The organism is Ruegeria sp. CF8 (assembly GCF_056537285.1).
Window position 1 is genome coordinate 21,402 of sequence record NZ_JBQFRG010000016.1, and the last position, 25,675, is coordinate 47,076.

At 55.6% G+C, this 25,675-nt stretch carries 27 protein-coding genes; 14 read left to right on the plus strand and 13 right to left on the minus strand.

Annotation, left to right across the window (positions count from 1 at the left end):
* The first annotated feature begins 37 nt into the window (after positions 1 to 37).
* The 5 genes from ACR0EV_RS23395 to ACR0EV_RS23415 are packed head-to-tail and all read left to right on the plus strand — an operon-like array spanning position 38 to position 5,182.
* Positions 38 to 1,150, plus strand: a complete 1,113-nt coding sequence (locus ACR0EV_RS23395) for a sugar ABC transporter substrate-binding protein (RefSeq protein WP_480802306.1) — start codon at positions 38 to 40, stop codon at positions 1,148 to 1,150.
* Positions 1,151 to 1,205: 55 nt separating this feature from the next.
* Positions 1,206 to 2,747, plus strand: coding sequence for a sugar ABC transporter ATP-binding protein (locus tag ACR0EV_RS23400; RefSeq protein WP_480802307.1), 1,542 nt, complete (start codon positions 1,206 to 1,208; stop codon positions 2,745 to 2,747).
* Positions 2,744 to 3,709, plus strand: a complete 966-nt coding sequence (locus tag ACR0EV_RS23405; protein ID WP_480802308.1) for an ABC transporter permease — start codon at positions 2,744 to 2,746, stop codon at positions 3,707 to 3,709. Before ACR0EV_RS23400 ends, ACR0EV_RS23405 begins: the two co-directional genes overlap by 4 nt.
* Complete coding sequence (locus tag ACR0EV_RS23410) at positions 3,706 to 4,689, plus strand: ABC transporter permease (protein ID WP_480802309.1); 984 nt, start codon at positions 3,706 to 3,708, stop codon at positions 4,687 to 4,689. Before ACR0EV_RS23405 ends, ACR0EV_RS23410 begins: the two co-directional genes overlap by 4 nt.
* 7 nt (positions 4,690 to 4,696) lie before the next feature.
* Entirely contained in the window at positions 4,697 to 5,182 is a 486-nt protein-coding gene (locus ACR0EV_RS23415) for a hypothetical protein (RefSeq protein WP_480802310.1), read from the plus strand.
* Here ACR0EV_RS23415 and ACR0EV_RS23420 read toward each other — a convergent pair.
* On the minus strand, positions 5,146 to 6,057 hold the full coding sequence (locus ACR0EV_RS23420; protein ID WP_480802311.1) for a LysR family transcriptional regulator: 912 nt from the start codon (positions 6,055 to 6,057) through the stop codon (positions 5,146 to 5,148). The two genes, ACR0EV_RS23415 and ACR0EV_RS23420, sit on opposite strands and share 37 nt — an antisense overlap.
* A gap of 168 nt (positions 6,058 to 6,225) precedes the next feature.
* Between ACR0EV_RS23420 and ACR0EV_RS23425 the strand changes: the two genes are divergently transcribed.
* The 4 genes from ACR0EV_RS23425 to ACR0EV_RS23440 all read left to right on the plus strand — a co-directional run bounded on the left by ACR0EV_RS23425 (position 6,226) and on the right by ACR0EV_RS23440 (position 9,777).
* The gene (locus tag ACR0EV_RS23425) at positions 6,226 to 7,293 is read left to right on the plus strand and encodes an SDR family oxidoreductase (RefSeq protein ID WP_480802312.1); all 1,068 of its coding nucleotides are present in this window, start codon (positions 6,226 to 6,228) and stop codon (positions 7,291 to 7,293) included.
* 41 nt (positions 7,294 to 7,334) lie between these two features.
* On the plus strand, positions 7,335 to 8,138 hold the full coding sequence (locus tag ACR0EV_RS23430) for an SDR family NAD(P)-dependent oxidoreductase (protein ID WP_480802313.1): 804 nt from the start codon (positions 7,335 to 7,337) through the stop codon (positions 8,136 to 8,138).
* Between the two features lie 17 nt (positions 8,139 to 8,155).
* Positions 8,156 to 8,563, plus strand: a complete 408-nt coding sequence (locus ACR0EV_RS23435; RefSeq protein ID WP_480802314.1) for a cupin domain-containing protein — start codon at positions 8,156 to 8,158, stop codon at positions 8,561 to 8,563.
* A 77-nt stretch (positions 8,564 to 8,640) separates the two neighbouring features.
* On the plus strand, positions 8,641 to 9,777 hold the full coding sequence (locus tag ACR0EV_RS23440; RefSeq protein ID WP_480802336.1) for an S-(hydroxymethyl)glutathione dehydrogenase/class III alcohol dehydrogenase: 1,137 nt from the start codon (positions 8,641 to 8,643) through the stop codon (positions 9,775 to 9,777).
* A gap of 670 nt (positions 9,778 to 10,447) precedes the next feature.
* Here the strand turns inward: ACR0EV_RS23440 and ACR0EV_RS23445 are convergent.
* From ACR0EV_RS23445 to ACR0EV_RS23470, 6 genes are all read right to left on the minus strand, one after another.
* Complete coding sequence (locus ACR0EV_RS23445; protein WP_480802315.1) at positions 10,448 to 11,014, minus strand: hypothetical protein; 567 nt, start codon at positions 11,012 to 11,014, stop codon at positions 10,448 to 10,450.
* 153 nt (positions 11,015 to 11,167) lie between these two features.
* Positions 11,168 to 11,269 carry a DUF2474 family protein gene (locus ACR0EV_RS23450; RefSeq protein ID WP_475197010.1) on the minus strand — a complete coding sequence of 34 codons (102 nt, stop codon included), beginning with the start codon at positions 11,267 to 11,269 and terminating at the stop codon, positions 11,168 to 11,170.
* The gene (gene cydB, locus ACR0EV_RS23455) at positions 11,266 to 12,267 is read right to left on the minus strand and encodes a cytochrome d ubiquinol oxidase subunit II (protein WP_480802316.1); all 1,002 of its coding nucleotides are present in this window, start codon (positions 12,265 to 12,267) and stop codon (positions 11,266 to 11,268) included. The genes ACR0EV_RS23450 and cydB overlap by 4 nt, the downstream gene beginning before the upstream one ends.
* Positions 12,267 to 13,649, minus strand: coding sequence for a cytochrome ubiquinol oxidase subunit I (locus tag ACR0EV_RS23460; RefSeq protein WP_480802317.1), 1,383 nt, complete (start codon positions 13,647 to 13,649; stop codon positions 12,267 to 12,269). The genes cydB and ACR0EV_RS23460 overlap by 1 nt, the downstream gene beginning before the upstream one ends.
* Positions 13,650 to 14,048: 399 nt before the next feature.
* Positions 14,049 to 14,342, minus strand: a complete 294-nt coding sequence (locus tag ACR0EV_RS23465) for a hypothetical protein (RefSeq protein ID WP_475197043.1) — start codon at positions 14,340 to 14,342, stop codon at positions 14,049 to 14,051.
* Between the two features lie 142 nt (positions 14,343 to 14,484).
* Complete coding sequence (locus ACR0EV_RS23470) at positions 14,485 to 15,492, minus strand: helix-turn-helix domain-containing protein (protein ID WP_480802318.1); 1,008 nt, start codon at positions 15,490 to 15,492, stop codon at positions 14,485 to 14,487.
* A gap of 137 nt (positions 15,493 to 15,629) precedes the next feature.
* Between ACR0EV_RS23470 and ACR0EV_RS23475 the strand changes: the two genes are divergently transcribed.
* The 3 genes from ACR0EV_RS23475 to ACR0EV_RS23485 all read left to right on the plus strand — a co-directional run bounded on the left by ACR0EV_RS23475 (position 15,630) and on the right by ACR0EV_RS23485 (position 17,484).
* Complete coding sequence (locus ACR0EV_RS23475; protein ID WP_475197040.1) at positions 15,630 to 15,827, plus strand: hypothetical protein; 198 nt, start codon at positions 15,630 to 15,632, stop codon at positions 15,825 to 15,827.
* Between the two features lie 62 nt (positions 15,828 to 15,889).
* The gene (locus tag ACR0EV_RS23480; RefSeq protein ID WP_171105559.1) at positions 15,890 to 16,270 is read left to right on the plus strand and encodes a hypothetical protein; all 381 of its coding nucleotides are present in this window, start codon (positions 15,890 to 15,892) and stop codon (positions 16,268 to 16,270) included.
* Positions 16,267 to 17,484 (plus strand): HlyD family secretion protein, encoded by a 1,218-nt coding sequence (locus ACR0EV_RS23485; RefSeq protein WP_480802319.1) that lies wholly within the window; start codon positions 16,267 to 16,269, stop codon positions 17,482 to 17,484. The genes ACR0EV_RS23480 and ACR0EV_RS23485 overlap by 4 nt, the downstream gene beginning before the upstream one ends.
* Positions 17,485 to 17,826: 342 nt before the next feature.
* On the opposite strand, the gene ACR0EV_RS23490 is transcribed toward ACR0EV_RS23485, so the two are convergent.
* Positions 17,827 to 18,252, minus strand: a complete 426-nt coding sequence (locus tag ACR0EV_RS23490) for a PACE efflux transporter (RefSeq protein ID WP_480802320.1) — start codon at positions 18,250 to 18,252, stop codon at positions 17,827 to 17,829.
* 104 nt (positions 18,253 to 18,356) lie between these two features.
* Between ACR0EV_RS23490 and ACR0EV_RS23495 the strand changes: the two genes are divergently transcribed.
* The gene (locus ACR0EV_RS23495; protein ID WP_480802321.1) at positions 18,357 to 19,259 is read left to right on the plus strand and encodes a LysR family transcriptional regulator; all 903 of its coding nucleotides are present in this window, start codon (positions 18,357 to 18,359) and stop codon (positions 19,257 to 19,259) included.
* On the opposite strand, the gene ACR0EV_RS23500 is transcribed toward ACR0EV_RS23495, so the two are convergent.
* The 5 genes from ACR0EV_RS23500 to ACR0EV_RS23520 form a co-directional block, all read right to left on the minus strand.
* Positions 19,256 to 20,137 (minus strand): SDR family oxidoreductase, encoded by an 882-nt coding sequence (locus ACR0EV_RS23500; protein WP_480802322.1) that lies wholly within the window; start codon positions 20,135 to 20,137, stop codon positions 19,256 to 19,258. The two genes, ACR0EV_RS23495 and ACR0EV_RS23500, sit on opposite strands and share 4 nt — an antisense overlap.
* A gap of 382 nt (positions 20,138 to 20,519) precedes the next feature.
* Positions 20,520 to 21,551 carry a lyase family protein gene (locus tag ACR0EV_RS23505; protein ID WP_480802323.1) on the minus strand — a complete coding sequence of 344 codons (1,032 nt, stop codon included), beginning with the start codon at positions 21,549 to 21,551 and terminating at the stop codon, positions 20,520 to 20,522.
* A 37-nt stretch (positions 21,552 to 21,588) separates the two neighbouring features.
* Positions 21,589 to 23,103 carry a tripartite tricarboxylate transporter permease gene (locus ACR0EV_RS23510; protein WP_480802324.1) on the minus strand — a complete coding sequence of 505 codons (1,515 nt, stop codon included), beginning with the start codon at positions 23,101 to 23,103 and terminating at the stop codon, positions 21,589 to 21,591.
* A 5-nt stretch (positions 23,104 to 23,108) separates the two neighbouring features.
* Entirely contained in the window at positions 23,109 to 23,576 is a 468-nt protein-coding gene (locus ACR0EV_RS23515; RefSeq protein WP_480802325.1) for a tripartite tricarboxylate transporter TctB family protein, read from the minus strand.
* A 69-nt stretch (positions 23,577 to 23,645) separates the two neighbouring features.
* Positions 23,646 to 24,605, minus strand: a complete 960-nt coding sequence (locus tag ACR0EV_RS23520; protein WP_480802326.1) for a tripartite tricarboxylate transporter substrate binding protein — start codon at positions 24,603 to 24,605, stop codon at positions 23,646 to 23,648.
* Between the two features lie 109 nt (positions 24,606 to 24,714).
* Here ACR0EV_RS23520 and ACR0EV_RS23525 point away from each other — a divergent pair, with 109 nt between their 5' ends.
* On the plus strand, positions 24,715 to 25,632 hold the full coding sequence (locus ACR0EV_RS23525; RefSeq protein WP_480802327.1) for a LysR family transcriptional regulator: 918 nt from the start codon (positions 24,715 to 24,717) through the stop codon (positions 25,630 to 25,632).
* Positions 25,633 to 25,675: the final 43 nt, after the last annotated feature.

Sequence of the window (25,675 nt, forward strand, 5' to 3'; positions counted from 1 at the left end):
AGCTAACGTCCGTGTTCGACAAACTGGGAGGATCCAAGTGTCCAAAATCGGAAAACTACTCAAGCAGGCCAGCGCGACCGCATTGGTGGCGGGCCTAACCCTTTCATCCGCCGCGGCAGAGACTTTTATGCCCAACTGCTACATCCCGGCGCCAGGCAACGAAAAGATCATTCAGTACGAGGCCAAGGATGGTCCATACCGTGTTGCCCTGGTTAATGGCCATACGGGTATTCCGTGGCGCGAACAGATGATCCAGAGCGTTCGAGCCTGGTCCGAACGTCCGGAAAACAAGGAAACGATCAGCGAACTGCGCGTTGTTTCTACTGGCCCTGATGTGGCGACCCAGATTGCCGCTGTCGATAACTTTATCCAGGCTGGCTATGATGCGATTGTCTTTATCGCCGTGAACCCGACCGCTTTTGACGCTGTTGTGCGCCGCGCAAACCGCGCGGGCACCGTTCTGGTATCGTTCGATAACCCGGTCGACAACGACTCGATCCTGCGCATCACCCCAGACTGGGTGGATTTCGAAACAATCAAAGCCAAGTCTGTGCTGAACCAAATGCCTGAGAAATCTGGCCGCATCCTGGAAATTCGGGGCATCCAAGGCAACTCGACCGACCGTGATCGTCATACCGGTGTTGAACAGGTTCTGGCGGACTATCCTGATATCGAAGTGGTTGAAGTTGTCGGCAACTGGGACACAGGAACCGTTCAGCGTGTAACTGCAGATGCCTTTGCCGTGCATGGGCAGTTTGATGGCATCATCTGTCAGCATGGCTGTCGTGGTGTGACCAATGCGATGGCTGCCGCTGATCACCCAGCAGTGCCCGTTGGTGGAGACGCTGAGAACGGATACGTGAAAGCGATGGCCGGGAACGAAATCCCTGGCATCTCCGTTTCGGTTTCTCCGGGCATGGGGCCGTTGGCCGTGCGCGCCGCAGTGGCGCTGCTGCAAGGCGAGTCATTCCCATCCATGGCGAACCTGCCGATCCCGAATGTCGAAACTGCCGATATGGTCGCGGGGACGCACTATTACCCCGATGAGCCCGATACGTTCGAAACTGTAACGGGCTACGCAACTTGCGGGGCGGATATGGTCTTTACCCCGGATGAGCTGCGGTCGCAGTCGTTCGAGAACGACAGCTAATTTCGGTTCAGCCCCGAGATGTCATCTCGGGGCTGGCTGAACGGGAGGGAAGGCAATGCGTGAAACATCCGCATTTTTGACGCTTGATGGGATCAGCAAGCGCTACGGGGGCATCTTCGCCCTGAAAAATGTACATTTTGAAGCCTCCAAAGGCTCGATCCACGCCATCTTGGGCGAGAACGGCGCTGGCAAGTCCACGCTGATGAAATCTCTGGTCGGTGTTGTGCAACCCACCGAGGGGCAGATCATGCTCGAAGGCCAGCCACTGAGCATGAATGGGTCGGCTGAAGCCGCCCGTCATGGTATGGTCTGCATCTTTCAGGAGTTGTCGATTGTTCCTGACCTGAATGTCGCAGCCAATATTTGTCTCGCGGAACCGCCGACCAATCGTTTCGGCCTGATTGACCGTCCCAAGCAAGCCCAGATGGCGCGGGATGTTTTGCAAGAGATGGGCGTCGGTCTGGATATCGACGTGCGTAGCAAAGTTGCTGATCTGCCGTTGTCAAAACGTCAGATCGTGGAAATCGCCAAGGCGGTGATACGCAAACCCAAGGTTCTTATTCTGGACGAGGCGACATCCGCCTTGACCGCCGCGGACGTTGAGCCGGTGATGGAGCTGCTGCGAAGGCTGCGTGACGAGGGAACGCTGATCCTGTTCATTTCACACCGCATGCACGAAGTTGAGGCGCTGGCCGACACCTGCTCGGTTTTTCGCAACGGTGAGCATGTGGACACTTTTGCAACGGGCAGTCGGACGGACGAAGAGATCGTTCAGATGATGATTGGCAAACCGTTGTCACAGGTCTTCCCCGAAAAGGCGCCCGCCGGGCAATCTCATCCCCCATATCTGGAAACGCGCGGCCTGACGTGGAACGGCAAGCTCAAAGGTGTTGATCTGACGGTCAGCCCCGGAGAGATTGTGGGCCTGGGCGGGCTGGACGGTCAGGGCCAGCAAGAGGTGCTTCAGGCGTTGGCCGGAGTGCTGCGCGGTGTGGATGGTGACATCCGGATCGGCGACAAAACTGAGGTGCCATTAGGCCCCCGTGATGGTCTTGACGATGCGTTCCGCGTCGCCTTGGTGCCCGAAGATCGCAAGACCGGCGGTCTGTTCCTGCCGCAGTCAATCGCGAACAATCTAACTGCACCTATTCTCGACCGTTTCAGCCCGCATGGCATTGTCAGCGGCAAGGCAGAACAGGCCAAGATTGATGAGATGATCGAGACGCTGCAAATCAAAGTGAGCAGTGCGGATCTGGCGGTTTCCACTCTGTCTGGCGGCAATCAGCAAAAAGTGGTCATCGCCAAATGGCTGGCCACCCGGCCCAAGCTGTTGCTGCTGATCGACCCCACACGCGGTATCGACGTGGGCACCAAGCAAGAAATCTATCGCCTGCTGCGTGATCTGGCCAACGATGGCTTGTCGATCCTTCTGTATACCACCGACTATGACGAGTTGATCGGCCTCTGCGACCGAGCGCTGATCATGTACGACGGTCGGGTCAATTCAGAACTGAGCGGCGATCAACTTACCGAACAAAACATACTGTCCAGTGCGCTCAACATGGGTGACCGGCAGCAAGAAAGGGCAGCGTCATGAATTCCGCATTCTTGAAGACGCATGGGCGAACTCTGTTTGCGTGGGGCGTATTTGCCGTGCTGATGGGAATCTTTCTAAGCGTGCACCCCCGCGGGGCGACATTGGGTGTGTTCACTACCTGGTCAAACCAATGTGCCGCATTGGCATTGCTCGCGGTCGGACAGACCATCGTGGTTCTGTCCAAGGGTATCGACCTGTCCATCGGTCCGATCATGGCGCTGACCAACTGTATCGCGTCACATCTTGTCAACGGATCGCCAACCGAAGTGGCCTTTGGCGTGATTATTGTCATTCTGGCGGGTGCCTTGTGCGGCCTGATAAATGGTCTGGTAGTGGTCATCGGCAAGTTGCAGGCGATCATCGCGACGCTGGCAACCGGCGCGATCTTTACAGGTCTGGCTTTGTTGGTTCGTCCGATCCCCGGTGGCGATATCTCGATCGGGTTGAGCGATGCGTTCACCATGGATGCGTTCGGCATCGTGCCCTCCGCCGTACTGGTCATGGCGGGTGCCGTGGCGATCTGGTATCCAATCCGGCGTCACCCTATCGGACGCTCGATCATTGCGGTCGGTTCGTCTGAGGCGGCGGCCGAAGCCTCGGGGCTGAACGTGGCCCGTGCTAAGATCGCGGCCTACACATTGGGCGGGGTTTTCGCAGCCTTGGGTGGTCTGTTCATCGGCTTCCAGACTCTGTCGGGTGATCCTTCGATTGGCTTGACTTATACGCTGAACTCGATCGCGGCTGTTGTCATTGGTGGTACGATGCTGACGGGCGGTGTCGGCAGCGTCGTGGGCTCGATCGCGGGTGCTTTGGTTCTGCGCACCATCGGCAGCCTGATCTTTTTCATCGGCTTGCAGCCCCTCGCGCAGCCCTTGTTCGAAGGCACCGTTCTGCTGATTGCCGTTTCGTTCGGCGCCACGCGCCTTTTGAAAATCACCAACCGCATGGAGGTGTTCCAATGAACAGCGTGGCACAAGACAAACCACTCATTGCGCAGAAACTTCCTTTTGATGGGCCAACGCGTTCGGTTTTTGCGGCCATCATCCTCTTGATCGTGGTCGGAGGCCTGTTCTTCCCGCAGTTTCTGTCGCCCTATTACCTGGCTCAGCAAATGCAGAACGGTGCCTTTCTGGGGATCGTAGCTGCGGGTGCGATGATGGTAATCCTGCTGGGGCAGATTGACCTATCGGTGCCCTGGACGATGACCGCGGCGGCAACAATCTCGACCGCCGTCGTGGGTGCAAACCCCGCGGCCGGAATAAGTGAGCTGGGGCTGTTGGCGGGCCTGGGTGTTGGTGCCTTGGTTGGTCTGGTGAATGGATTTGGCGTCGCGGTCATGCGTATTCCATCTATGATCTGGACACTGGCCACAAATAACATCCTGCTTGGGTTGTCGGTCTATTTCAGCGGATTTTACGCTTTGGCGAGCCAGCCATCCCCGATCATGAGCGCACTTGGCCAAGGGCGGATTGCCGGGCTGCCCGTGGTGGTTCTGGTCTGGATTGCGGTCTCGCTCCTGACCATCTTCCTGCTTAAACGCACTGTGTTCGGTCGAAATATCTATCTGGTTGGTACCTCCGAACCTGCGGCCTATCTGTCCGCAATAAATACCAAGCGTGTCACTATTCTGGCCTTTGTCTTTGCCGGTGTGATGAGCGCTCTTGCGGGCATGATGTTGGCAGGGTACGCCGGTCAGTCCTATCAGCGGATGGGGGATCCCTACCTGCTGCCGGGTATTGCGGCGGTCGTTTTGGGCGGCACCAGCCTGTTCGGTGGCGTTGGCCGCTATGCTGGAACTGTTGCTGGTGTGCTGCTGATAACGCTGATGTCATCGATGTTGTCGATTATGCAGGCCCCCGAGGCCGCCAAGCAGATCGCATACGGCGTCGTGATCATCGTGATGGTCGGACTCTATAGCCGCAAGAACGCGGCAAAAGGATAGGTCCATAATGCAGGTTAGAACATCCAACACCGTCAGACTCACCCCTCCGGCCGATTGGCCGGAGGAACGCCAGGCCGAACTACTACGCAACATCCGCAATGGCTGCGTTGGTCGATTTGTCCTGTCCGAGAACGCGCGTATGCGTGTCTGGCGTCTCGATCTCGACCCGGGTGAGCGGCTGGGGTTTCACTGTCACGTTCTTGACTACTTTCGCGTCGCTTTGACCTCGGGGCTTGCTTCATCATGTGACCATCTGGGCAATGAGGCTGAATTCAGTTTTGAGGCAGGTGAGGTGCGTCACGTGCAGTTCCAGGAGGGCGACTTTCTGCTACACGACATGAAAAACACTGGAGATACTCGGTTCTCCATGATGATCTGCGAGCATCTGCGCAGTGAGAACGCGCCATTACCGATCCCGGATCATATCCGGGTCAAACCGCGCCATATTGATGACGTTCACTGGGAGCCTTCGGCAAGTGCTGCGGTCACGTAATCAATGAACACGCGGATACGGTTCGCCATATGCGCGTGATCTACAAATAGCGCCTGCACGGGTTCAGTGTCACCCGGATTGAATTCTTCGAGAATGGGGATCAACGCGCCGTTGGCGATATCTGCTCCGATGTGAAACTCGGACAGGCGGGCGATACCGACACCTTCTAATGCCATCCGGCGCATGGTTTCACCGTCGCTGACGCGCAAGTTACCCTTAACCGCTTGATCCAAACGTTCGGATTCACCCTGTTTCTGCCCATCAAAGGGCCAGATATCCAGGCTGCGCTTGATGTTGAAGTTCAAACAATTGTGCCGTTCCAGATCGGTGGGATGCCTGGGTTTGCCGAACCGGTCCAGATAGCTTTGCGAAACAACGACATGTCGCGGTGTTTCCAGAAGCTTGCGCGCCTTCAACGCGCTGTCTGAAAGATGGCCGGTGCGAATGGCCACGTCGGCACGTTCGTAAATCAGGTCAACCGGCATGTCAGTCTGTACCAGATCCAGCGTGATGCCGGGATAAGCTTCAAGAAAACCGGGAACGATTGGCAGCAGATAGTGCTGCGCGAAGGGAATGTTGGAATTGACCCGTAAGGTACCTCGGGCTTCTTCTGACGCAGAGGACACCGCGCGTTCCGACTGCTCGATCTCGCTGACGATCCGCTGTGCTCGGTCAAAGAACACCTCTCCCTCGGGCGTAAGCTGCAAGCCACGGGTCGAGCGCAGGACCAGGGACACCCCCAACCGCTGCTCAAGCCGCGAGATAAGTTTCGAGATTGCCGATGGGGTTAGCCGTAAGGCGCGGGCGGTAGCTGAGAAGCTGCCATGTTCGACAACGCGAACAAAGATTTCCATCTCGCCACCACGGTTGATCATTGCCTTTGGTCCTCTGAATTCGGCTTGGCATTCCTAATATCATCATAGCCGATCCGCCTGTGAAATAAATTCAAATAGAGTTTGCCATAACAGCTCTGGGAGAAGGTAATCCGGCATGTCACCGTCCTTCTGAGGCCGTCCACGCGACGGACAAAGGAGGAGGAAAGCATGTACGCTAAACGCGCACTGATCGTTGGGGCGACCGGCATTGTCGGGCTGAATGTGGCCGAACACTTGCACGCACAAGGGGGTTGGGAAATCCACGGTGTTTCGCGTCGCCCGCCGCAGGGTGTGTCCTACATCAACAGCCACGCGGTTGATCTGATGGATCATGACAACGCTGTTGCGTCCCTGTCCAAGCTTTCGCCGACCCATATCTACTATTGCTCGTGGACGCTGGGCAAAGACGAAGACGACAATATCCGTCTGAATGGCAACATGCTGCGAACCGTCTTGGATGCTTTCAAGGACAAGGGATGCGTGGAGCATGTGGCTGTGGTGACCGGCACCAAACACTACCTTGGTCCGTTCGAGGACTATGGCAAAGTCACCCCGATCACACCGTTCCGCGAATGCGCACCCCGGCTGGAAAAGAAGAACTTCTATTACGAACTGGAAGACGTTGTGATGGAGTACAGCGACAAGTTTGGCTTTGGCTGGTCCGTGCACCGCTCGCACACTATCATCGGTTACGCCGTTGGAAATCTGATGAACATTGGCGCGACACTGGCCACCCATGCATCCATCTGCAAGGCGACAGGGCAGCCATTCCGCTTCCCCGGTTCCCCGACGGCCTATCGCGGCCTGAACGACATCACCGATGCGCGCATTCTGGCGAAACAGATCGTCTGGGCCTCGACCGAACCCAATGCCCGCAACGAAGCGTTCAATGCGGTCAATGGCGATGTCTTCCGTTGGGAACAGCTTTGGCAGACTATCGCGGATTATTTTGACATCGAGGTGGCGGAGTACCCCGGCGAATACAACTCGTTGGAAGAACAGATGAAAGACAGCGGGCCTGCATGGGACGCCCTGGTCGAAGAGCACAACCTTCAGCGCACCCCCCTGAACAAGCTGGCGTCGGCCTGGCACAGCGACCTGGATCTGGGCCGCCCGATGGAATGCGTACACTCGATGGCGAAATGCCGGGCGCTCGGGTTCGATCAGTTCCAGGACACAACCCAAAGCTTCATCGACGTGTTCGATCGACTGCGCGCTGAACGCATCATCCCCTGAACACACCACATACACGAAATCAAATCACCAGAGGTTCTTTCATGACACAGGATCTGAATGGCAAGGTGGCGATCGTCACCGGCGCCAGCTCCGGCATCGGGCTGGAGACCGTAAAACACTATCTTGACGCGGGCACAAAAGTTGTCGGTGCCGCGCGCAACACGGCCAATCTGGCCGAACTGGGCGATCCCAGCCAGGTCGTCGGCGTCGATGTCGACCTGATGCAGCCAGGCTCGGCTGAGCAGGTTGTCAAAACAGCCCTCGACACGTTTGGCCGGATCGACATCCTGTTTAACAATGCGGGTGCAGCGCCCGGGCGGGACGACTTCCTGTCGGTCACGGACGAGCATTGGCAGCAGACCTTTGACCTTAACGTGATGGGATACATCCGGATGGCGCGTGCCGTTCTTCCGGTGATGGAACAGCAAGGCAAGGGCGTGCTGGTTCACTGCGGGTCCGAGGCCGGGATCAAGCCGCATCCGCTGCTGCCGGATTATTCGGTGTCGAAGGCCGCAATCAACATGATCTCGAAGATCCTGGCACGGGATTATACCCGTAAGGGCATCCGCTCAAACATCGTGGCGCCTGCCCATATCCGGACCGAGCTTTGGGACGTGCCGGGCGGTTTCCTGGACACGCTGGCCGATCACTATGGTGTGCCGCGCGAAGACCGCGACGGGGCGGTTACCGCGTTCCTGGAAGACAGCCAGTTGCCTGCGGGCCGACTTGGCACGCCCGAGGATGTTGCCAAGGCCGTCCTCTACCTTTCGTCGGATATCTCTGACTTTGTCAGCGGCATCGTTTTGGGCGTGGACGGCGGCGTGGTCCCGTCCCTGCAAACTTGATTCAGGAGTAAAGTGGCATGACAACTCTTACCAGCAACGATCAGATCACACCCGGGGCCGACTGGGATCAATCTCTGCAAACCGAGATCCTTGAAAACAAGATGAATGGCCACGTGGGTCAGGATCTGATTTCGGAAACAGACGACGTGCGCGTGTGGCGCCTGGCCCTGAAACCGGGCGAGCGCGCGGGCTTTCACCGCCATGTGCTGAACTACTTTTGGGTAGCGATCAACGCGGGAAAATCTCGGTCGCACTATGCGACCGGCGTAACAAAAGATGCCGACTACGCGGCCGGCGACGTCAAGCATTTCAATTTTGCCGAGGGCGAGTTCATGCTGCACGACCTGACCAACATCGGCGACACCGAGCTGATCTTTACGACCGTCGAATTCAAAAACTCCCCAAACAGCCCTCTGCCTGTGTAGCAGAGGCACACACCTCCTCCGACTGGCCCGGGCACCTCCCTATCGCCCGGGCTTTTTTCTTGAAAGGACGTACTATGATGCGCACGCGCGCCGCCGTTGCTCTTGAAGCCGGCAAACCCCTGGAAATAATGGAAGTAAACCTCGAAGGGCCAAAGGCCGGTGAGGTACTGGTCGAGATCAAGGCGACGGGCCTGTGTCACACCGACGAGTTCACCCGCTCGGGTGCTGATCCCGAGGGGATATTTCCCTGTATCCTTGGTCACGAAGGGGCAGGCATCGTTGTTGAAGTGGGCGAAGGTGTTACCACCTTGAAACCCGGCGATCACGTCATCCCGCTTTACACCCCCGAATGTCGCGAATGCCATGCCTGCTTGTCGGGCAAAACAAACCTGTGCACTGCAATTCGCAACACCCAGGGCCAGGGTCTGATGCCCGATGGCACGACACGGTTCAGCATGCTCGATGGAACACCGATCTATCACTACATGGGCTGTTCGACCTTCGCCAACCACACGGTTCTGCCCGAGATTGCGCTTGCCAAGGTGCGCGACGACGCGCCTTTCGACAAGATTTGCTACATTGGCTGCGGCGTGACCACGGGCATCGGTGCCGTCATCAATACGGCCGGGGTCGAGTTGGGGTCATCAGCCGCAGTGTTTGGCTTGGGGGGCATCGGCCTGAACGTGATCCAAGGCCTGCGCATGGCGGGTGCGGATATGATCATTGGCGTCGATCTGAATGATGACAAGGCCGAAATGGCGAAGAAATTCGGCATGACCCATTTCGTCAATCCGTCGAAACTGCCCGAGGGCCAATCCGTTACCGAAGCGATTATTGATCTGACGAAGACCGAAAAGGATCAATTCGGCGGCGTGGACTATAGCTTTGATGCCACCGGCAATGTCGGCGTCATGCGGGACGCATTGGAATGCTCGCACCGCGGTTGGGGTGTGTCGGTGATCATCGGCGTGGCCCCTGCGGGTGCCGAAATCTCGACCCGCCCGTTTCAGTTGGTCACCGGCCGCGTATGGAAAGGAACCGCCTTTGGGGGCGCTAAAGGTCGTACCGACGTGCCAAAATATGTGGACTGGTACATGGACGGCAAGATCGAGATAGATTCAATGATCACTCACAAACTGACCTTGGATGAGATCAACCATGGGTTTGATTTGATGCATGAAGGCAAATCCATTCGTGCGGTCGTCGAATTTTAGGAATTGCTTGCAGTACTAAGTCTATTTGTTTCGTTTGGTCTGACGCCAACAGCACCCAATGTCGTTGGGATGACTACAGGGGCCGCCTGACGGCGGCCTCTTGGATTCACTCAGCGAAGTCGTCTTTGCGCGACCGTAAGGTCGTCCATTCAGTCAAGCCAGTCGACCACCCCAGCTTGAACGCAAACACGAGCGTATTACTGTCATTCTTAGTGATCGCGGCCACTGCACCAACGACAAGGAGTCGTCCTTGCGCAACTTCCAATCGTGTTGCCACTGGGAAAACGATTTAGTTTCCGATTGTTTGCCTCCCCCCGATGACTGCCGTTCGTCGACAAAGGCTGACTTCAAATTCTGTCGGCACTCTCGGCCTCTGACGGCAACACAACAGTGCGCTCGCAGCGAACGGCAGCTTCAATAGGCCGCACCGCAGAGACGGTGATCCAAGTCGAACGACCGCTTTGGGCCGTTGTCACACATCCCGACAAACTGACTTATCGGAAGCTTTGTCCGCATCTCGGTATTTGCTAAGCTCAGTTGTGAATGTCCGCTACGGGCTGAGACCAGTCACCAGAAACCGTTGAGCCTACGGCAACTATGTCCGCATAGCACTCGTTCGACTTAGTTGCAGCGAAGGTCCGCTCTGAGCCCAAAGTGGAAATTCACTCGCCTAAGGCGAGATGAGTAATTTTGGACGATTTTGCATTAGCCTGATCCCAAGTAGCAGAGACAAACATCCAAAAGCCAATCCCATAGCGAGAGCATTGGCTACGAAGATGCCACCAAACAAGGATATCGCTGTTCTTCCCGCTTGTTCGATGGACGTGTCTGCTACGATCAATACCCAGTCTTGAAGGTATAGTGCGAATAGGACCGAGAGCCCTATGGGCGAAATGATAAGCGCTGTGCCGAGAGATGCCAATCCTCGGCCGAAGACGGCCCGCAGTGTTGACCCTTTCAGTACGATCGCAGCTGTGGAAGTAAAAACCACAAGTACAGAGAGCAAGACGAATAACAGGTCCATAACTGGTAGTAAGTCTTTCGAGACCGCCCCGCTGACGGCCGAGGTGAAGGGCAATAGAACGAAGGTCACAAGCCCTGCAGCAACGAGCCCTGTGAATAGCTTTGGTAACATGCCAGGCGAAAGGCTGCCACCGTGGTTGTTTTTAGCTGTTATGGGCAGAGCCGGGTCAATCTGATCCCACTGCACAGGCATTGGTTTTGCACGAGAAAGCATAAAAGCCCCCTTGAATTGTTGAATTTGAGACGACCTAGCCAGCCGCTTATTCTTGGGAATCTGGTAGGCCGGAACGGAGTTTCTTTCGGCGCTTGGACTAATATTTGCGCGATCTAGACATGCCGATGCGCGAACATTGGTATCCTTGCCATTTCAAGTGATGAACATCCTGATTACGTAAGCGACAGTCGCTAAGCAAAAGACGCTGCCGAACCAGATCGCGCCGAACCAGAAAACTTGCTTTAGAAGTTTCAATGGTAATTCTCCTCTGGATCGATCTTCCCGCGGAAAACCCAGTACGTGTAGGCGGTGTAGGCCAGGATCACAGGCAGCAGAATGACGGCTCCGACCAAAGCAAAGGCCAAACTACTGTCCGGCGCTGCGGCTTCAGCAATCGTGAGGCTTGGGGGTAGCATATAGGGATAGAAGCTGATCCCAATGCCGATGAAGCAGACGACGAACAAGGCAATGGCGCAGAAGAAGGGTTGATAGTCTCGCTGTTCCCTCAGGCTGCGATCAAGCATCCATGCAATGACAGCAACGATAGCCGGCACTAGTACAGAGAAAACAATACCGGGCCACGAAAACCATCTGATCAGATAGATAGGGTCTTGGAATGGGGTTAAAAGACTAACGAGACCTATTAACGCGAGCGTCATGAGCATCAGCGGTCGGGCAAAAGAACGCATACGGCGCTGTATCTCGCCCGTGGTTTTCATGTTGAGCCAGGTTGCTCCTAGCAAGGCATACCCGATCACCAAGGCCACACCCGTCAGGACAGAGAACGGCGTCAGCCAATCCCATTGTCCGCCTGCGTACAGTCGATCCTCGACCGGGATACCTTGGACCAGCGCGCCGAGAGCGATGCCTTGGCACATGGCAGCTACGGTTGAGCCGCCATGAAAGGCAACATCCCACAGCCAGCGTCCGCGAACCGTTCGCCAGCGGTATTCGAAGGCGACACCGCGGAAGACAAGTGCAAGAAGCATGACGACAATGGGCAAATAGATAGCGGGCATCACCACGGAATAAACCAGCGGGAAAACAGCGAACAAACCTCCGCCGCCCATGACCAACCAGGTCTCGTTCCCGTCCCATACAGGCGTGACCGAGTTCATCATGACATCGCGATCTTTGTCGGTTTTCGCGAATGGAAAGAGGATCCCAATTCCAAGATCGAAACCGTCCAGGATCACATAGGTCAGAACGGCAAAGACAATGATGCCTGCCCAGATCGTCGAGAGATCAAGCATTATGCTGCCTCCGCCAAGGTTAAGAATTCAATGGGTTTATGACTTTTCTGGAAGCTTTCGGCAGGTGGTTTTGCCATGAGGCGCAGCATGTAGAACGTGCCTGCTCCGAACACCGCGAAATACACAACGATGAACGCTATCAGAGATGCGGCAACTGTAGGCGCATCCACTTGCGAGAGTGAGTCAGACGTCCGCATCAGCCCGTACACCGTGTAAGGCTGGCGCCCCACTTCGGTAGTGATCCAACCGGCCAGTACCGCCACGAACCCGCTGGGCGCCAACAGGACGGATGTGCAGTGCAACCAGCGATCTTCGTTAAGGCGGCCCCGAACGCGCTGCACAAGCGACCACAAGCCGACGCTCAGCATAGCAAAACCGATAGCGAGCATGACGCGGAAGCTGTAGAACACGATCGCGACCGGTGGTTCCTCCTCGTCGGGGATAGTGTCCAGACCGTCAAGCGGCGCGTTTAGGTCATGTTTCAGGATCAGCGATGATAGTTTCGGGATTTCGATGGCATAGTCCACGCGCTTTTCTTCTTCGTTTGGAATGCCGAACAGGATAAGCGGTGCACCTTCGGGATGGCTGTCGAAGTGACCTTCCATCGCCATCACTTTCTGCGGTTGATGCTCCAACGTGTTCAAACCGTGAAGGTCGCCGGCGACGATCTGTACAGGGGTGACCAGAACAGCCATCCACATTGCCATCGAGAACATTCGGGTGACCTCAGCCGTGCGATTGCGGCATAGCAAGTGCCAGGCCGCAACGCCGGCCACCACAAAAGCAGTGGTGAGATAGGCGGCAAGAACCATGTGTGTCAGGCGGTAGGGGAAGGACGGATTGAAGACAATCGACCACCAGTCAACGGGAATGAACTGCCCCAGCTCGTTGATGTCAAACCCAGCCGGGGTTTGCATCCAGGAATTGACCGACAAGATCCACGTAGCCGATATCAGCGTGCCAAGAGCGACCATCGCTGTGGCCATCATGTGCAAGCTCGGACCGACGCGTTCGCGACCGAAAAGCATAATGCCGAGGAAGCCTGCCTCGAGGAAGAAGGCTGTCATGACCTCGTAGGCCATCAAGGGTCCGATTACGGGACCTGCGGTGTCCGAGAACACGCTCCAGTTCGTGCCGAACTGGTAAGACATCACGATGCCGGACACGACGCCCATGGCAAAGCCTACGGCAAAGATTTTTTTCCAGTAGTTGAAAAGGTTGAGGTAGACCTTGTCCTTGCGCCATAGCCAGAGGCCATTGAGAACGGCCAAGAAGCTTGCCAAGCCGATGGAAAAGGCGGGGAAGATGATGTGAAACGACACAGTAAAGGCAAACTGGATGCGTGCCAGGGTCTCTGCGTCGAAGTTTGCGAATAGGTTCATTGCCGTTTCCTTTGGCGTTGGATTGCGAAGCGCGGCAGTCCCAGAGTCGCGTCTGTTACTGGCCCCTTCGATGTCGTTCGAATGAGCCAGATTTGGGGTTGGTGCCTGTTTCAGTCGTTTGGGTCCTGGACGGTTGTTTTTGGATTTTGGACAAAACCGGGGTCGAGTTTGGCGACTGAAGTCCAGGACCGCGGCTTCCTCAAACGTGTGACGTTTGAGGGTCCAAAACAAAGTTGCCACCCGGCTCGTTTCTCGAGCCGAATGGCAACCTATCAGAAACTGTGCGAGTTCTGTGCGGGATGGTCAGTCAAACTGCGTCTGGATGCTAGCAGCGCATGCTGACCGGTCGGGTTTGTTCGGCTGTGTTTCTCCTATTTCTGTTTCGTTGGCGGTCGAGCTTTAGTCGTTCCAGTCTTTGTGTTCTTCCTTGAAGTCGTCGCGGCGCTCCTGGGCTTCGTCCTGCGCGTCTTCGAAGTTGTCCTTCTGGATCGCACCACCCACGGCGCCAACTGCGGCACCAGCGGCAGCGCCACCTACAATGTTCTCGCCAGCAATACCGGCGATCGTGGCACCGACAACTGCGCCCTTGATCGCTTTGTCGGTGACGTAGTCGGCCTGAGCCGTGGCTGCCATGGTGATTAGAAGCGCGCCGGAGATCGGGGCGATAAAGAGTTTCTTATTCGAGGTCTTCATAGGGTTATCCTTGTTCTGGGTCAGCAACCACCGCGGCTGCTGTGTGCCATTGAACTAGGTGACCCGATGGCCTGCTTTCTTTTGGAGACGGGACAAGGTTTTGTGGATCTTGGACATCTTCCGCCCTTTGGCGCTAAGCCCTTTAGCGACCAGCTTTGCGGAACCTGGCGGGCGTTTCGCCTGTCCATCGCTTGAACGCCACCGAAAAGGCGGCCTGATCCGCAAATCCAAGCATGAAGGCAACACGGGCAACACCCTCACCACTACGAAGCATACGCTTGGACAGGTCGCATAACACCCCTTCCAAGAGCAACTTAAAGCTTGTTCCCTCGGCCGACAGGTGCCGGGTCATAGTGCGCCGCGTCAGTCCGAGCGCTCCGGCTATATCGTCGCCGTTTGGTATCGGTCCGGGAAGACGCTCCCCGAGCAAGTCTACAATGCGGTCGGACAGACTGCGGACTGCATCAGGCTGCGCCTTCAGTTGTTCTTCCCCGTGCCTACGTAAATGCCCCAATAGGGTGGGGTCTGCCGTTGGTATCCGAAAACTCATGCCGTTTGGGGGCAAAGCCAAGGCGTATCCGGACTTGAAACCTGAGACTTCACATCCGGCCAATTCGGCCAGCAGCCGGCAGTGCTCGGTATCGTCCGTTTCCAACTCGATTGAGATAGGTGCAAGCCCGCCAGAGGTGATTTGTTGAACTCGCTTATAAAGACCGAATATCAGCATTTCACGGTGGCGAGGGTATTGATGCGCCGGGATTACACTGCTCTCCAGAGTGATCTTTGGCTCTTCGGGCGCCCCCACAACGTCAAGACGCAAGTCAGGATCCTGCATTGCATAAAAGCGTTGCGTCAAGGCTAGCGCGTCTTTCACCGTTTCGGCTGCCCGCACGATGTAGGCCAGAAGTGTTCCGGGACCTTGCGCCGAAAGCCCCACGCGCGCCGCAAAGGTCTTATCCTCCAAAACCCGGCACGCAGTTTCAACCACACCCGCCTCATGAAGCAACTCGACAGTGGCGTCGGGGCTGTCGAGTACATCCGAAAGCGCTCCAGCCATTTCCAGAACTTCAGGAAACGGAATGCGCGCGCCAGGTTCTTGCGAATAACGCAGCCCAACGTTTTGCAGTCTGTAAGCGCTAATGCGTGGCACTGTTACGTCCTCCCCTAACTTGCACGCAACTCCCTGCAGTCACTGCAATTGTCCAGAAGCCAATAACAAATGTCCAGAACGCTCAGGATCGCAAGCGCGATGACGGTTAGGTCCGGGTCATCAGAAAGGAAACGACCATGATCTACTTCGCAAGGTACTATCGCGTACTGAAGGCAATCCAAAACTCCGCCAAGCACGAGTGGTCCGGGGGGAATATCCACGGTCTGCACGGTTCGACACTTGGCGAGAAAACACCGAACGGGCGTCGTTGGGATCCACCCTACGCCCCGCAGGAACAGCCCCCAGAACCCGCACAACAACCAACCGAGAATTGACGTTCTCAAGACACTGAAAATCTACACGCGCAGCTTGGCTGCGCAACAAAAGGAGCTGAAATATGAAACCACCCGCGTTCCTGATGGCGCCAATACTTGGCGTCATCTCAACTCCGGCGTTTGCCGCTGGCGGCGACCCCAGATGGTGGGTCGCGCCCAATCAAACCGACACCTATGCATGGGTCGGCTTGGTCGTTCTCGCCCTTGCGATCCTGCTGGTCGTACACCTCTATGCGCGCTTTGAGCGTTACACTGAACACAAATCAATCGGCACTCCGCTGCGTACAACAATTCCGACGATGCTCACTGTCGCCTTGGCGTATGAGTTGATGCCTGCCCTGAGCCACTTCAGCAGTCTACTGCCGGGCGCCCTAATCCTGACCGCAATCGCCCGCGACTTCATGTTGTGGTGGCGTCCGTCGAAAGAGGAGTTAGTAAAATGATTGAGCTTCTCGTCACATCTTTTCCGTTTGTCCTGCGCGTGATCTATCTGAAATGGCGCGGGCTGCCAGTCACCCTGTACAATGTTCACCGGGCGCTCTTCATGTGGTTCGTCCTGGCCCTGATCGTGTTCTTTGCCGTGTTCTACTACTACCCCAAATCCTACACTGGCCTCGTGCCTTTCAGAACTGTTCCGGTCGTTGCCGAGAACGGTGGAACCGTCACAGATATCTATGTAAAGGGCGGTGATCGGGTAGAACCGGGCGATCCGCTGTTTGCCGTCGAGAACGCGTCTGAACAAGCCGCCGTAGAACTCGCAACTCGCAAAGTTGAAGAGATAGAAAGCGCGAAACTGGCTGCTGAATTGCAAGTCCAGACCGCGCAGGCCGTTCTAGATGCCGCGATCACCGCTAGAGAGCAGGCCGAATTGATACTTATGGATCACGAGGCACTTCAAGCAAAAGGCTCAGCGGCATTTCAAGTGAGCCAGTTGGAACGTGCCCAGTCAACCTTGAGCACACGAGAGGCAGAGGTTGAGGCTGCTGAAACGCAACTTGGAGTGGCACATGTTCAGGCAACGGCTGTTCTGCCAGCCCAACTTGCATCAGCGCGTGCATCGTTGAAGCAGGCTCAAGTGGAGCTGTCAAAAACTCTGACTCTCAGCTCAGTCGACGGTGTAGTTGAACAAGTCACCCTGAACGTTGGTTCGCGCGCAGCGCAAGCCGCAATGAGCCCAGCCATGCTTATTGTACCGGATCGGAAAGATGCAGAAAAAGGGCGTATCGTTGCTGGATTCTCGCAGGTTTCTCGCACCGAACTGTACGAGGGAATGGCCGCAGAGGTGGCGTGCGAAAGCAACTTCAACATTTCGATGCGGAATACTGTTCTTCCGGCAAGGATCGTCCGAATTCAAGAGCAGATTTCTTCCGGCCAGCTTGCGCCCAGCGGTCGCCTGATAGAGCCCAGTGAAAAGGCAAAAAGGGGTCAGATCGTTGTGCATCTCGATCTGGTGCACCCGGAACACCGCGAACTATTGGTGCCGGGTAGCGGTTGCATCGTCCAGTCCTACACCACCAATTTTGAAGGTGAAATGGAAGGAACTCTTGCCGCCCACGGGATCCAGGCTATGGGAATAATCAAGGCAGTCGGATTGCGGGTTAAAGCTTGGTTCGGTCTGACTTCGGGTATCGGCTTGATCGGTGGCGGACACGCCTGACTTCCCAAAGACACTCCTATTCAAAAACACGGCTCCCGATAAACGTTGGGAGCCGTTTCTACTACTCACGTACAGACCGCGCGCCAAAAAAGCGAGTTCTGTCACGGCTTTCCGCTACACGTCGAACGATTTATAGGTCCGCTCAGGCAGTCTTTGCAGCAAAATGACAGCTAAATACATTAGGCCGGAATGTCAGCTTTGTCCGCATAGCAGACATTGATCGATTTTCCCCGAATGACCACTCTGCGGACAAAGTTGCCGTAGACTCATCGCTTTCTGATGACTGGTCTCAGCCCAAAGCGGACATTCACAGTTAGACTTTGAAATTTTGGAGATGTGCAGTCACAAGGCATTTTGATCGGCCAGTTTCACACGAAACCAATCAAACACGATATTGAAGAAGAATGCGTAGATGAAGATAAATACAATCAGCGCCGCCTCCAGTTTCATCGCATCCCACAGTGTTAAACTCAGGGCACAGGCGAGAACAGGCAGTGTCAGCGCAACAAAGGTGCCCTCAAACAGCAGTGCATGAACCATTCGCACAAACACTGATTTATGCGCGTTTTTTCGGATGGTCACCAGAATCCAATCAAACGTCATGTTGAAGACTAAGTTCCACAGCATCGCAGCCAATGAGAAGAACACCCCAAGGATCAGCGATTTCTGCACGTCGACATGCGAGATCAGCGGAAGCAGCAGGGCAATGCTTAGTAGCGCAAAGACTTCAAACAACACGGCGTGCACCATCCGGCCAGCAAAACTCATTAGTGTTCTCCTAAATTCATGTCTTCGAGAGAGTTTTACTCTGTTGTTGTGATCTATAAAGGCGGATACCATCTGCTAAACAGATAGATGGTGGGGAACTCCCGATGCGCGCATCATTCGAGCAGTTAGAGGCATTTGTTACTACCCACAGCGAAGGCTCATTTTCCGCCGCAGCCCGCAAATGCAACAAAGCGCAATCGGTGATAAGCACCCTCGTCGCCAATCTTGAGGTCGATCTGGACGTCGAGCTTTTTGACCGTAGCCGAAGATACCCGACCCTCACCAAAGCAGGCGAAGTGTTAATCTCGCAGGCCGAAATCCTGTTGGAACGGCGCAACCGGTTTTTGGCCATCGCCGACGCGCTGTCGATGGCCTTGGAGAACCGCGTTACGCTAGCAATGGCACCACATATCAAGATCGCCAACCTCGGAGAGATCATCCGTGCCTTCAGCGCCGAGTTTCCGTCTGTTGATGTGGAAATCCAGTCATTTACGGCCGGGGAGATTCAACGGCTGATTGTCGAAGGCGCGGTGGATTTAGGCATTATTTTGGAACCCGAGGGCATCCCTCAAACACTCGACTTTCGATCTTTAGGCACACTCAGGTTGGTCTGCATCAGCCATCCCGAAAGCTCGTTGGCACAAATGCCGTCGGTCTCTTGGGAGGAGTTGCGTCTGCATCGTCAAATATTGTTGAAAGAAGCCGATAACCCCAACAGCGCTATCCTTAAGGCCTCGCCATCAATTTGGCAGGTCAGTACTGCATCGGAGGCCATTGATCTTGTGCAGGCCGACCTGGGGTGGTCCGCACTGCCCTTGCACGCGGTGGATGTCTTTGTTCAGACCGGTGCGCTTAAAATCCTACCGCTGCAATTCGAGACCAAACCCTACGCCGAACGCTCGGTGGATATGGTTTGGTCCTTCGAAAATCCCCTGGGTCAGGCAACAGCCAGGCTGTTGGAGCAACTATCTGAAAAAGCTGTGATCCAGAACTCCACTGTGACTTAGATTTCGCCGCGAAGTTCCTCAGCAAAAGAGGAAATCGTGTGTTTCGGTGACCCAAGAATCACACGGGTTTCACTGTCCACCAGTTCTTCCTTCAGCTGCTGCACGAATGTTAACAAATGTTCGATAAAAGCCGCGTGCTCTTCCGGCAATCCCATCTGGCCAACCGCCTCCATAGGCAACCGGATGACTTCTGCCTCAGGGGCGTAGGTTTTCAGAAACTCTGTAGCCCCCTCGGTGTAGGTCTTGGCTTGCAAACCCTGAACCGCAAACTCTTTATTTTTGGCCGCGTCGTTATCAATTGCATTGAAGACAAGATCGGCCAGATCGCTGGAATTGGTGAACCAGATAGGATGAACGTGGTTTCCGATGACAGCCAGTTGGTTGTCCATCAGGAATTTTGGCAGGGAATCAAGAAAGAACGAGCAGTAGAAGAATGTATAAGGAATGCCCGATGCCTTTATGGCATCGATCCCGACTTGGCGGATCGCATTTGTGCCATAAGCCATGCCTTCGGTCGAAAACTCTGGATACGCAGTGTCGACCCCTGCAATTTGCATGATGTGCTGAACACCAGTCTCTTTCGCTGCCGCTACGACATTGATCACCCCCTCGCGTTCGGTGTGAAACGGCAAGGTGGTGTCTAGCGACTCGGTATTCAGCGTGATGTATAATGTCTCAGTGCCCTGCAAAGCGGATCTCAGGCTGGCCAGATCCGACACGTCGCCCCGTACAAGCCGAACCTCTGGGGGCAGAGCTGGTTTTGCCGCCTCTGGATTTCGCACGATGGCAGTCACTTCCGCGCCTTTTTCAACAAGTTTTGCGGTTACGCGATGTCCTAGATGGCCCGTGGCGCCGATTATAGTGATCTCTTTTGTCATGGTGGTATCTCCTGTTTCAGCGACGCTTCTACAGGTTAGGAAGCAATATGTTTAGTTATTATCCATCTATCTGATAGATACTGCGGGGGCAAATGAAGGAATGGGTCTCACGAATTCAATGAAAAGGTGCACTTTGAAGTCATTCAGGGACTATGTCTGTTTTCGCGAAGCAACGTAGGCTTTGCAAAGTGCACTTTTGCTCGAAGCATGGAAGATCGAAACCGCTGAAGGTTGGTCAGGCTCGACGTTGGCCGCCCTCCGCATCATCGACTGGAGGCAGCGGAATGCGGACAATCACACGTGGACTTAGTAGTTCCCGAGATCGGACAGTGTTGCCGTATTCTGCAACAAAGCGAATGACGGCTATCGTTTCTAACATTTCTCAGACTAAGTTCTGTTCCATCCGGATTTTGTCCACTCTCAAATCAGACAGCATCCGTTTTGCCCAGGATAGAGCTCCTGAAGACAGCAAGAACACCTCTGGAATGACAAGCCACTCGCTAACCCAAACACCGCCAGAGCGCTCATGTTGGTGCAGGGTTAGTTCCCCGATTTGCTCCGACCTTTGGCGCCCCAATCTTGCAACGGCCTCAGCAAATTCACTGGCCCGCTGATTGCGTTTATGATGCATTGAGGATGAAGCACCCTTGCCGTTTTCATGGCATTCGCGCACCTCACAGATATCACTGGATGATAGCAGGTTTATGTTGTGGGCTATTTTGCAGATCGTCGCACACAGCGCGCCGAGAGCGGTGACAATATCGGCCACGCCGTCACGAGCGTTTTGCCAATGAGGTTCTGCAAGGCCCAGACCAAGCGCCTCTGCCATTCGCGCCTTTATCTCTGCTCCTTTTCCATCATCATAATTTGACAAATCCCCCAGTGGCCCGCCGACCTGAACCAGCGTCCCGCGCCTTTCCGCTTCGGTGATCACCTCACGACGGCGCAACAGTTCTGCGCGCCAGACTTCAAACTTGGTCCGGAGCAGCATCGGGATCGCATGTTGCCCGTTGGTGCGCCCGATCATGCGCGTGTTGGGGTGCGCCTCGATCAGACCTGTCAGGGAGGAAACGAGCTGATCGAGGTCGCTCAACACGGTCGCCAGACCGAGCTTCATTTGCATCGCAAGCGCTGTATCCATGATATCTTGCGTGGTACTTTTGAAATGGACGAATTTGGCGAGGTCCTTGCCAACATGTTCGCGCAGTTGCGCGACTAGTCCAACAATAGGTCTCCCGACTAGCCCCATGGTCTGCCGCAGGCGGTCTTGATCGAGCTGACCGATACAAAACCCGTCGAGCGCAACAACAGCTTCATCCGGTACGAGGCCCGCTTCATTTTGCACATGTGCCAGCGTTTGTTCGACTTTGATCCATGCAGAGATTGTCGAGGGTTCAGACCAGATGCGGCGCATATCTGTGCTGGAAAAGCTGCCTTGCATGAGCTGCCATTCAAGCATCGCCTAACTCTCCCTGTGCCAGTTTGCGCTCTTTCATGATGCCGCGAATGCGGAAGGTAATGGCCCCTGCACCAAGGAGCAGGAAGGCAAGCGCGATAGGGCGTTCAATAAAGATCAGCGCGCCACCATCCGACATTAGCAGGGATTGCCGGAACGTCTCTTCTGCGCCTTTGGCCAGAACGAAGGAAATCACGAAGGCCGCAATGTTGAAGTCATATTTGCGCATCAGCCAGCCAACGAAACCGGCACAGGTCATAACTGTGACATCGAACATTGAGCCGCGGGCAGAATAGGCCGCAACAAAAGCCGTCATAAAGATCAGCGGATAGAGCACATTGGTCGGGATTTTCAGGATCAGCCGGGCGACTTGCGTGGCACCGAAATATCCGATCAGGCCATAGGCGAGGATACCAAACATGCCGCAGGCGAAGAGCTTATAAACAAGTTCTTTGTCGGTCAGGAACAGCGTCGGCCCGACCTGGATGCCATGGATGAGGAACACTCCCAACAGAATTGCCCCGATGGTCGAACCTGGAATGCCCAATGTCAGCAGCGGCGCCATAGACGGGCCGGATACCGCGTTGTTGGCCGCTTCTGGCGCGGCCACACCTTCCAATGCGCCCTTGCCCCATTGTTCAGGGTTTTTCGCGCGGCGTTTGCCTTCCCCGTAGGAGATGAATGCCGCAATCGCAGATCCCAGACCCGGCAGCACACCAATGCCAGCACCGATTAAGCCACCACGCACAGCATGGGGCAGACAGGGTTTGTATTCCTCCCAGGTCAGATCATTGCCATCAGCGGAGCTTTCGTTTTCCTTGGTCTCGCCGGTCGCATTGCGGCGTTCTTCAAGCTGCGCAAAGACTTCACCCAAGACAAAGACACCAATCATCAGCGGTACAAGGCCGATACCGTTGGAGAGATCGAACGAGCCGAATGTGTAGCGCTCTTCGCTGGAAATTGGATCGAGCCCAACCATAGCCACCAGAATACCCAGGAGCGCAGAGGCCAGACCTTTGACAATGGATTTTCCGATTACTGAGCCGATCACCACAAAGGCGGCAAAGTAGATGGCAAAGGTTTCTGGTGGTCCCAGCTTCAGCGCAATTGCCGCGATGAACCCTACGCCAACAACCAGCAGGACGTCACCCATGAGATCGCCGATCACGGATGAGATCGTGGCAACCTTCATTGCTTTGCCCGCCTTACCAGCGCGCGCCAGTGGATAACCGTCGATTTGTGTCGCGGCGCTCGCGGCAGTGCCGGGTGTATTGAACAGGATCGCCGCAATAGAGCCGCCATAGCGCCCGGATTTTCCAATCACATAAAGAAAGGCGAGTGCAAAGAGCGGTGACATATAGAATGTAATTGGCAGCAGCATCGCGATTGCAGCGGATGCCGTCAGACCCGGCGTTGCGCCCACGATCATGCCGACGGCAGCGGCAAGAACGATGGCAAAAAGTAGCATCGGGTCGGTGATGACCGAAAGAAGGGCCGGAAAAATTTCCATAAGACTTACCCCTGTATCCAGCTGAGCAGGTCAAACACTTCGCCATAGGGCGGGAAGACACCAAGCAGTACAAAAAAGATGAGGTGAAAGACCAGCGGGCAGATGACCACGGAGACCGCAAGGCCAATCCAGCTCCGCACACCAAACATGTAAAGCACGATGGGAGCCACTATGGCCGTGGGCAGCAAATAGCCAAACCAGCGGAAAGACTGTTGGTAGATCAGCGCAATGGTGAACAGCGCGATGATCTGGAGAGTGGCACCGCTGTCTCCGCTTGCTGTAGCAACATCTCCGGTCTGACGGGATGCACCCAGCAACAAGAGGCCCGACAAGCCCAGAAGAGCGACGGAGGCAGCAAAGGGCACGATCCCGGCCCAGGTGTCGCCGGGCGATGCAGCGGGCACCTGCCACGCGCCCCAGATGGCCACTAGCGAAACAACGGCCAGAACAAGACCTTCGGCATAAGCGCGCATTTTTTCCTCCCTGAATAGTGCGTGGACAGAAAGAAGCCGGGAGATCATCGATGCCCCGGCCATGAGGACTTAGTTGGTCAAACTTTCGACCAATGGAGTGGCGTCCTCTTTCATAGAACTCAGCGTCGCCTTGGCATCCGCGCCGTCCTGATAGACCGGGCCAGTGCCGCGCGACGCCAGCAATTCAGCAAATTCAGGCTTGGCTGCGATCTGTTCCAATGCTGTTTCCATCGCCGCGACCACCTCAGCAGGCGTGCCCTTCGGAGCAAAAACAATCACCGGCGAGGAGACTGCGGCAAACGGAATGCCCAACTCTCCAAACGCAGGCACATCATTCATGATGCCATCGCGTTCTTGGCTGTTGACGGCCAAGGCGCGCAATTGATCTTCGAACCCGGCCAGCTGTTGTACGCCCAAGAAGCCGAAGTCGGCTTGTTCCCCGATCAGAGCGGCGCGGGTTGGCCCGCCACCTTTGAACGGCACATCCTGCGCTTCGATACCGTTATTGGCCAGAAAGCCCAGACCGCCCACATGGTGGAAGCCACCGCGGCCTGAATGCGCCCAACGAAGCGATCCAGGATCAGCCTTGGCCGCGTCGATCACGTCCTGAACAGTCTGAAACGGGCTGTCTTTCGGGACCATCAGCGAGGTTTGCAATTGGCCGACCTGCGCAACGAACTCAAAGCTGTCCAGTGCATCAATGTCAGTGTCGCGGGTCATGGTGGACAGTAAGAATGAGCCACCAGAGGTCATCATCATCGTGTAGCCATCAGGCCGTGCGCCAACGACAGAATTGGCTCCATTTAAGCCACCTGAGCCGGGTTTATTTACGACCACAACGGGGACTTCCAAAATTCCTTCGGCGGCGGCCGAGATGGCGCGGGCGTAGGCATCAGTGCCGCCGCCTGCCTTGTAGGGCACAACCAGGTTGATCGGGCGTTTGGGCCAGTCAGCCGCAAAGCTGGCTGTGGCTGATGCCGCAAGGGCGATGCCTGCCAGTGCGGCAGAAATGAGTGTTCTGCGTTTCATAGGATCCTCCCTAATTTCTCTCCTGATCTCACCTAGCAGATGACGGCGCTTGCGAAAAATGCAAAGATGTTTAGTTTGCTTGCAAAATTTGCAAGTGATGGTGCCCAACATGAACATTAAAGCGCTTCGCGCATTTAGAGCTACGCTGTCTGAAGGATCACTTGCAGCAGCAGCAAACATACTGCACCTTTCGCAACCAGCGGTGAGTCGCTTGATTTCCGGTCTTGAGGGAGAATTGCGGCTTGATCTCTTTGATCGCAGCGGTCGGAACCTAACCCCAACACCCGAGGGGCTGGCCTTCTATCGCGAAGCGGGCCGCATCCTCGATAACCTGGATGAGATCCCTGGCATCGCCGCTGAGATTCGTGCAGGCCGCACCCAGAACCTTCGGATCGTCGCAATGCCGCGCATCGCTCGCGCTCTAGCTTCCCCTGCTGTCGGTCAATTTGTTAGGGCAAACCCTGATACCAATGTCAGCCTCGATGTACGCGCTCGCAGAGAAGCTGGGAAATGGCTGGCGGGTCGGGAATATGACGTGGGCATTGGTGCGCTTCCCGTCGAACACCCCGACATCCAAACCGAGCTGCTGTTGCGCGTGAGAGCACAAGCCGTCGTACCAATTAACCATCCGCTTGCCGATCTGATGGAAGTTTCCATTGACGATCTGGCTGACGTTCCTGTTGTCCGCCTCATGCACGGACTGCTCTTGCGCGATCAATTGGACGATATGTTTCGATCCGCAGGGATACTGCCAAAACAAACTTGCGAAGTCGCATCTTCGACGCTGGCATGTGCTCTCGTAGCAGATGGCGGTGGCATCACAATCGCAGATGAACTCGTGGCCGCCGATGTAGATCAGACCCGTGTTCGGACAGTTCCAATTTCGCCTGAACGCTGGATGTCGTTTGGGCTTCTTTTTCCGCTGCATTCGGAACCAAACGAAGCGCGTGACCAGTTCGTTAAAGTATTGAGATCGCATGTCGCAACACTCGCGACGTCAAGCAATTCGATAGAGGTGGTAAGTTAGCGACTTAATTTGCCCCGCGGCGCAGTCTTTTGGAAATTCGACC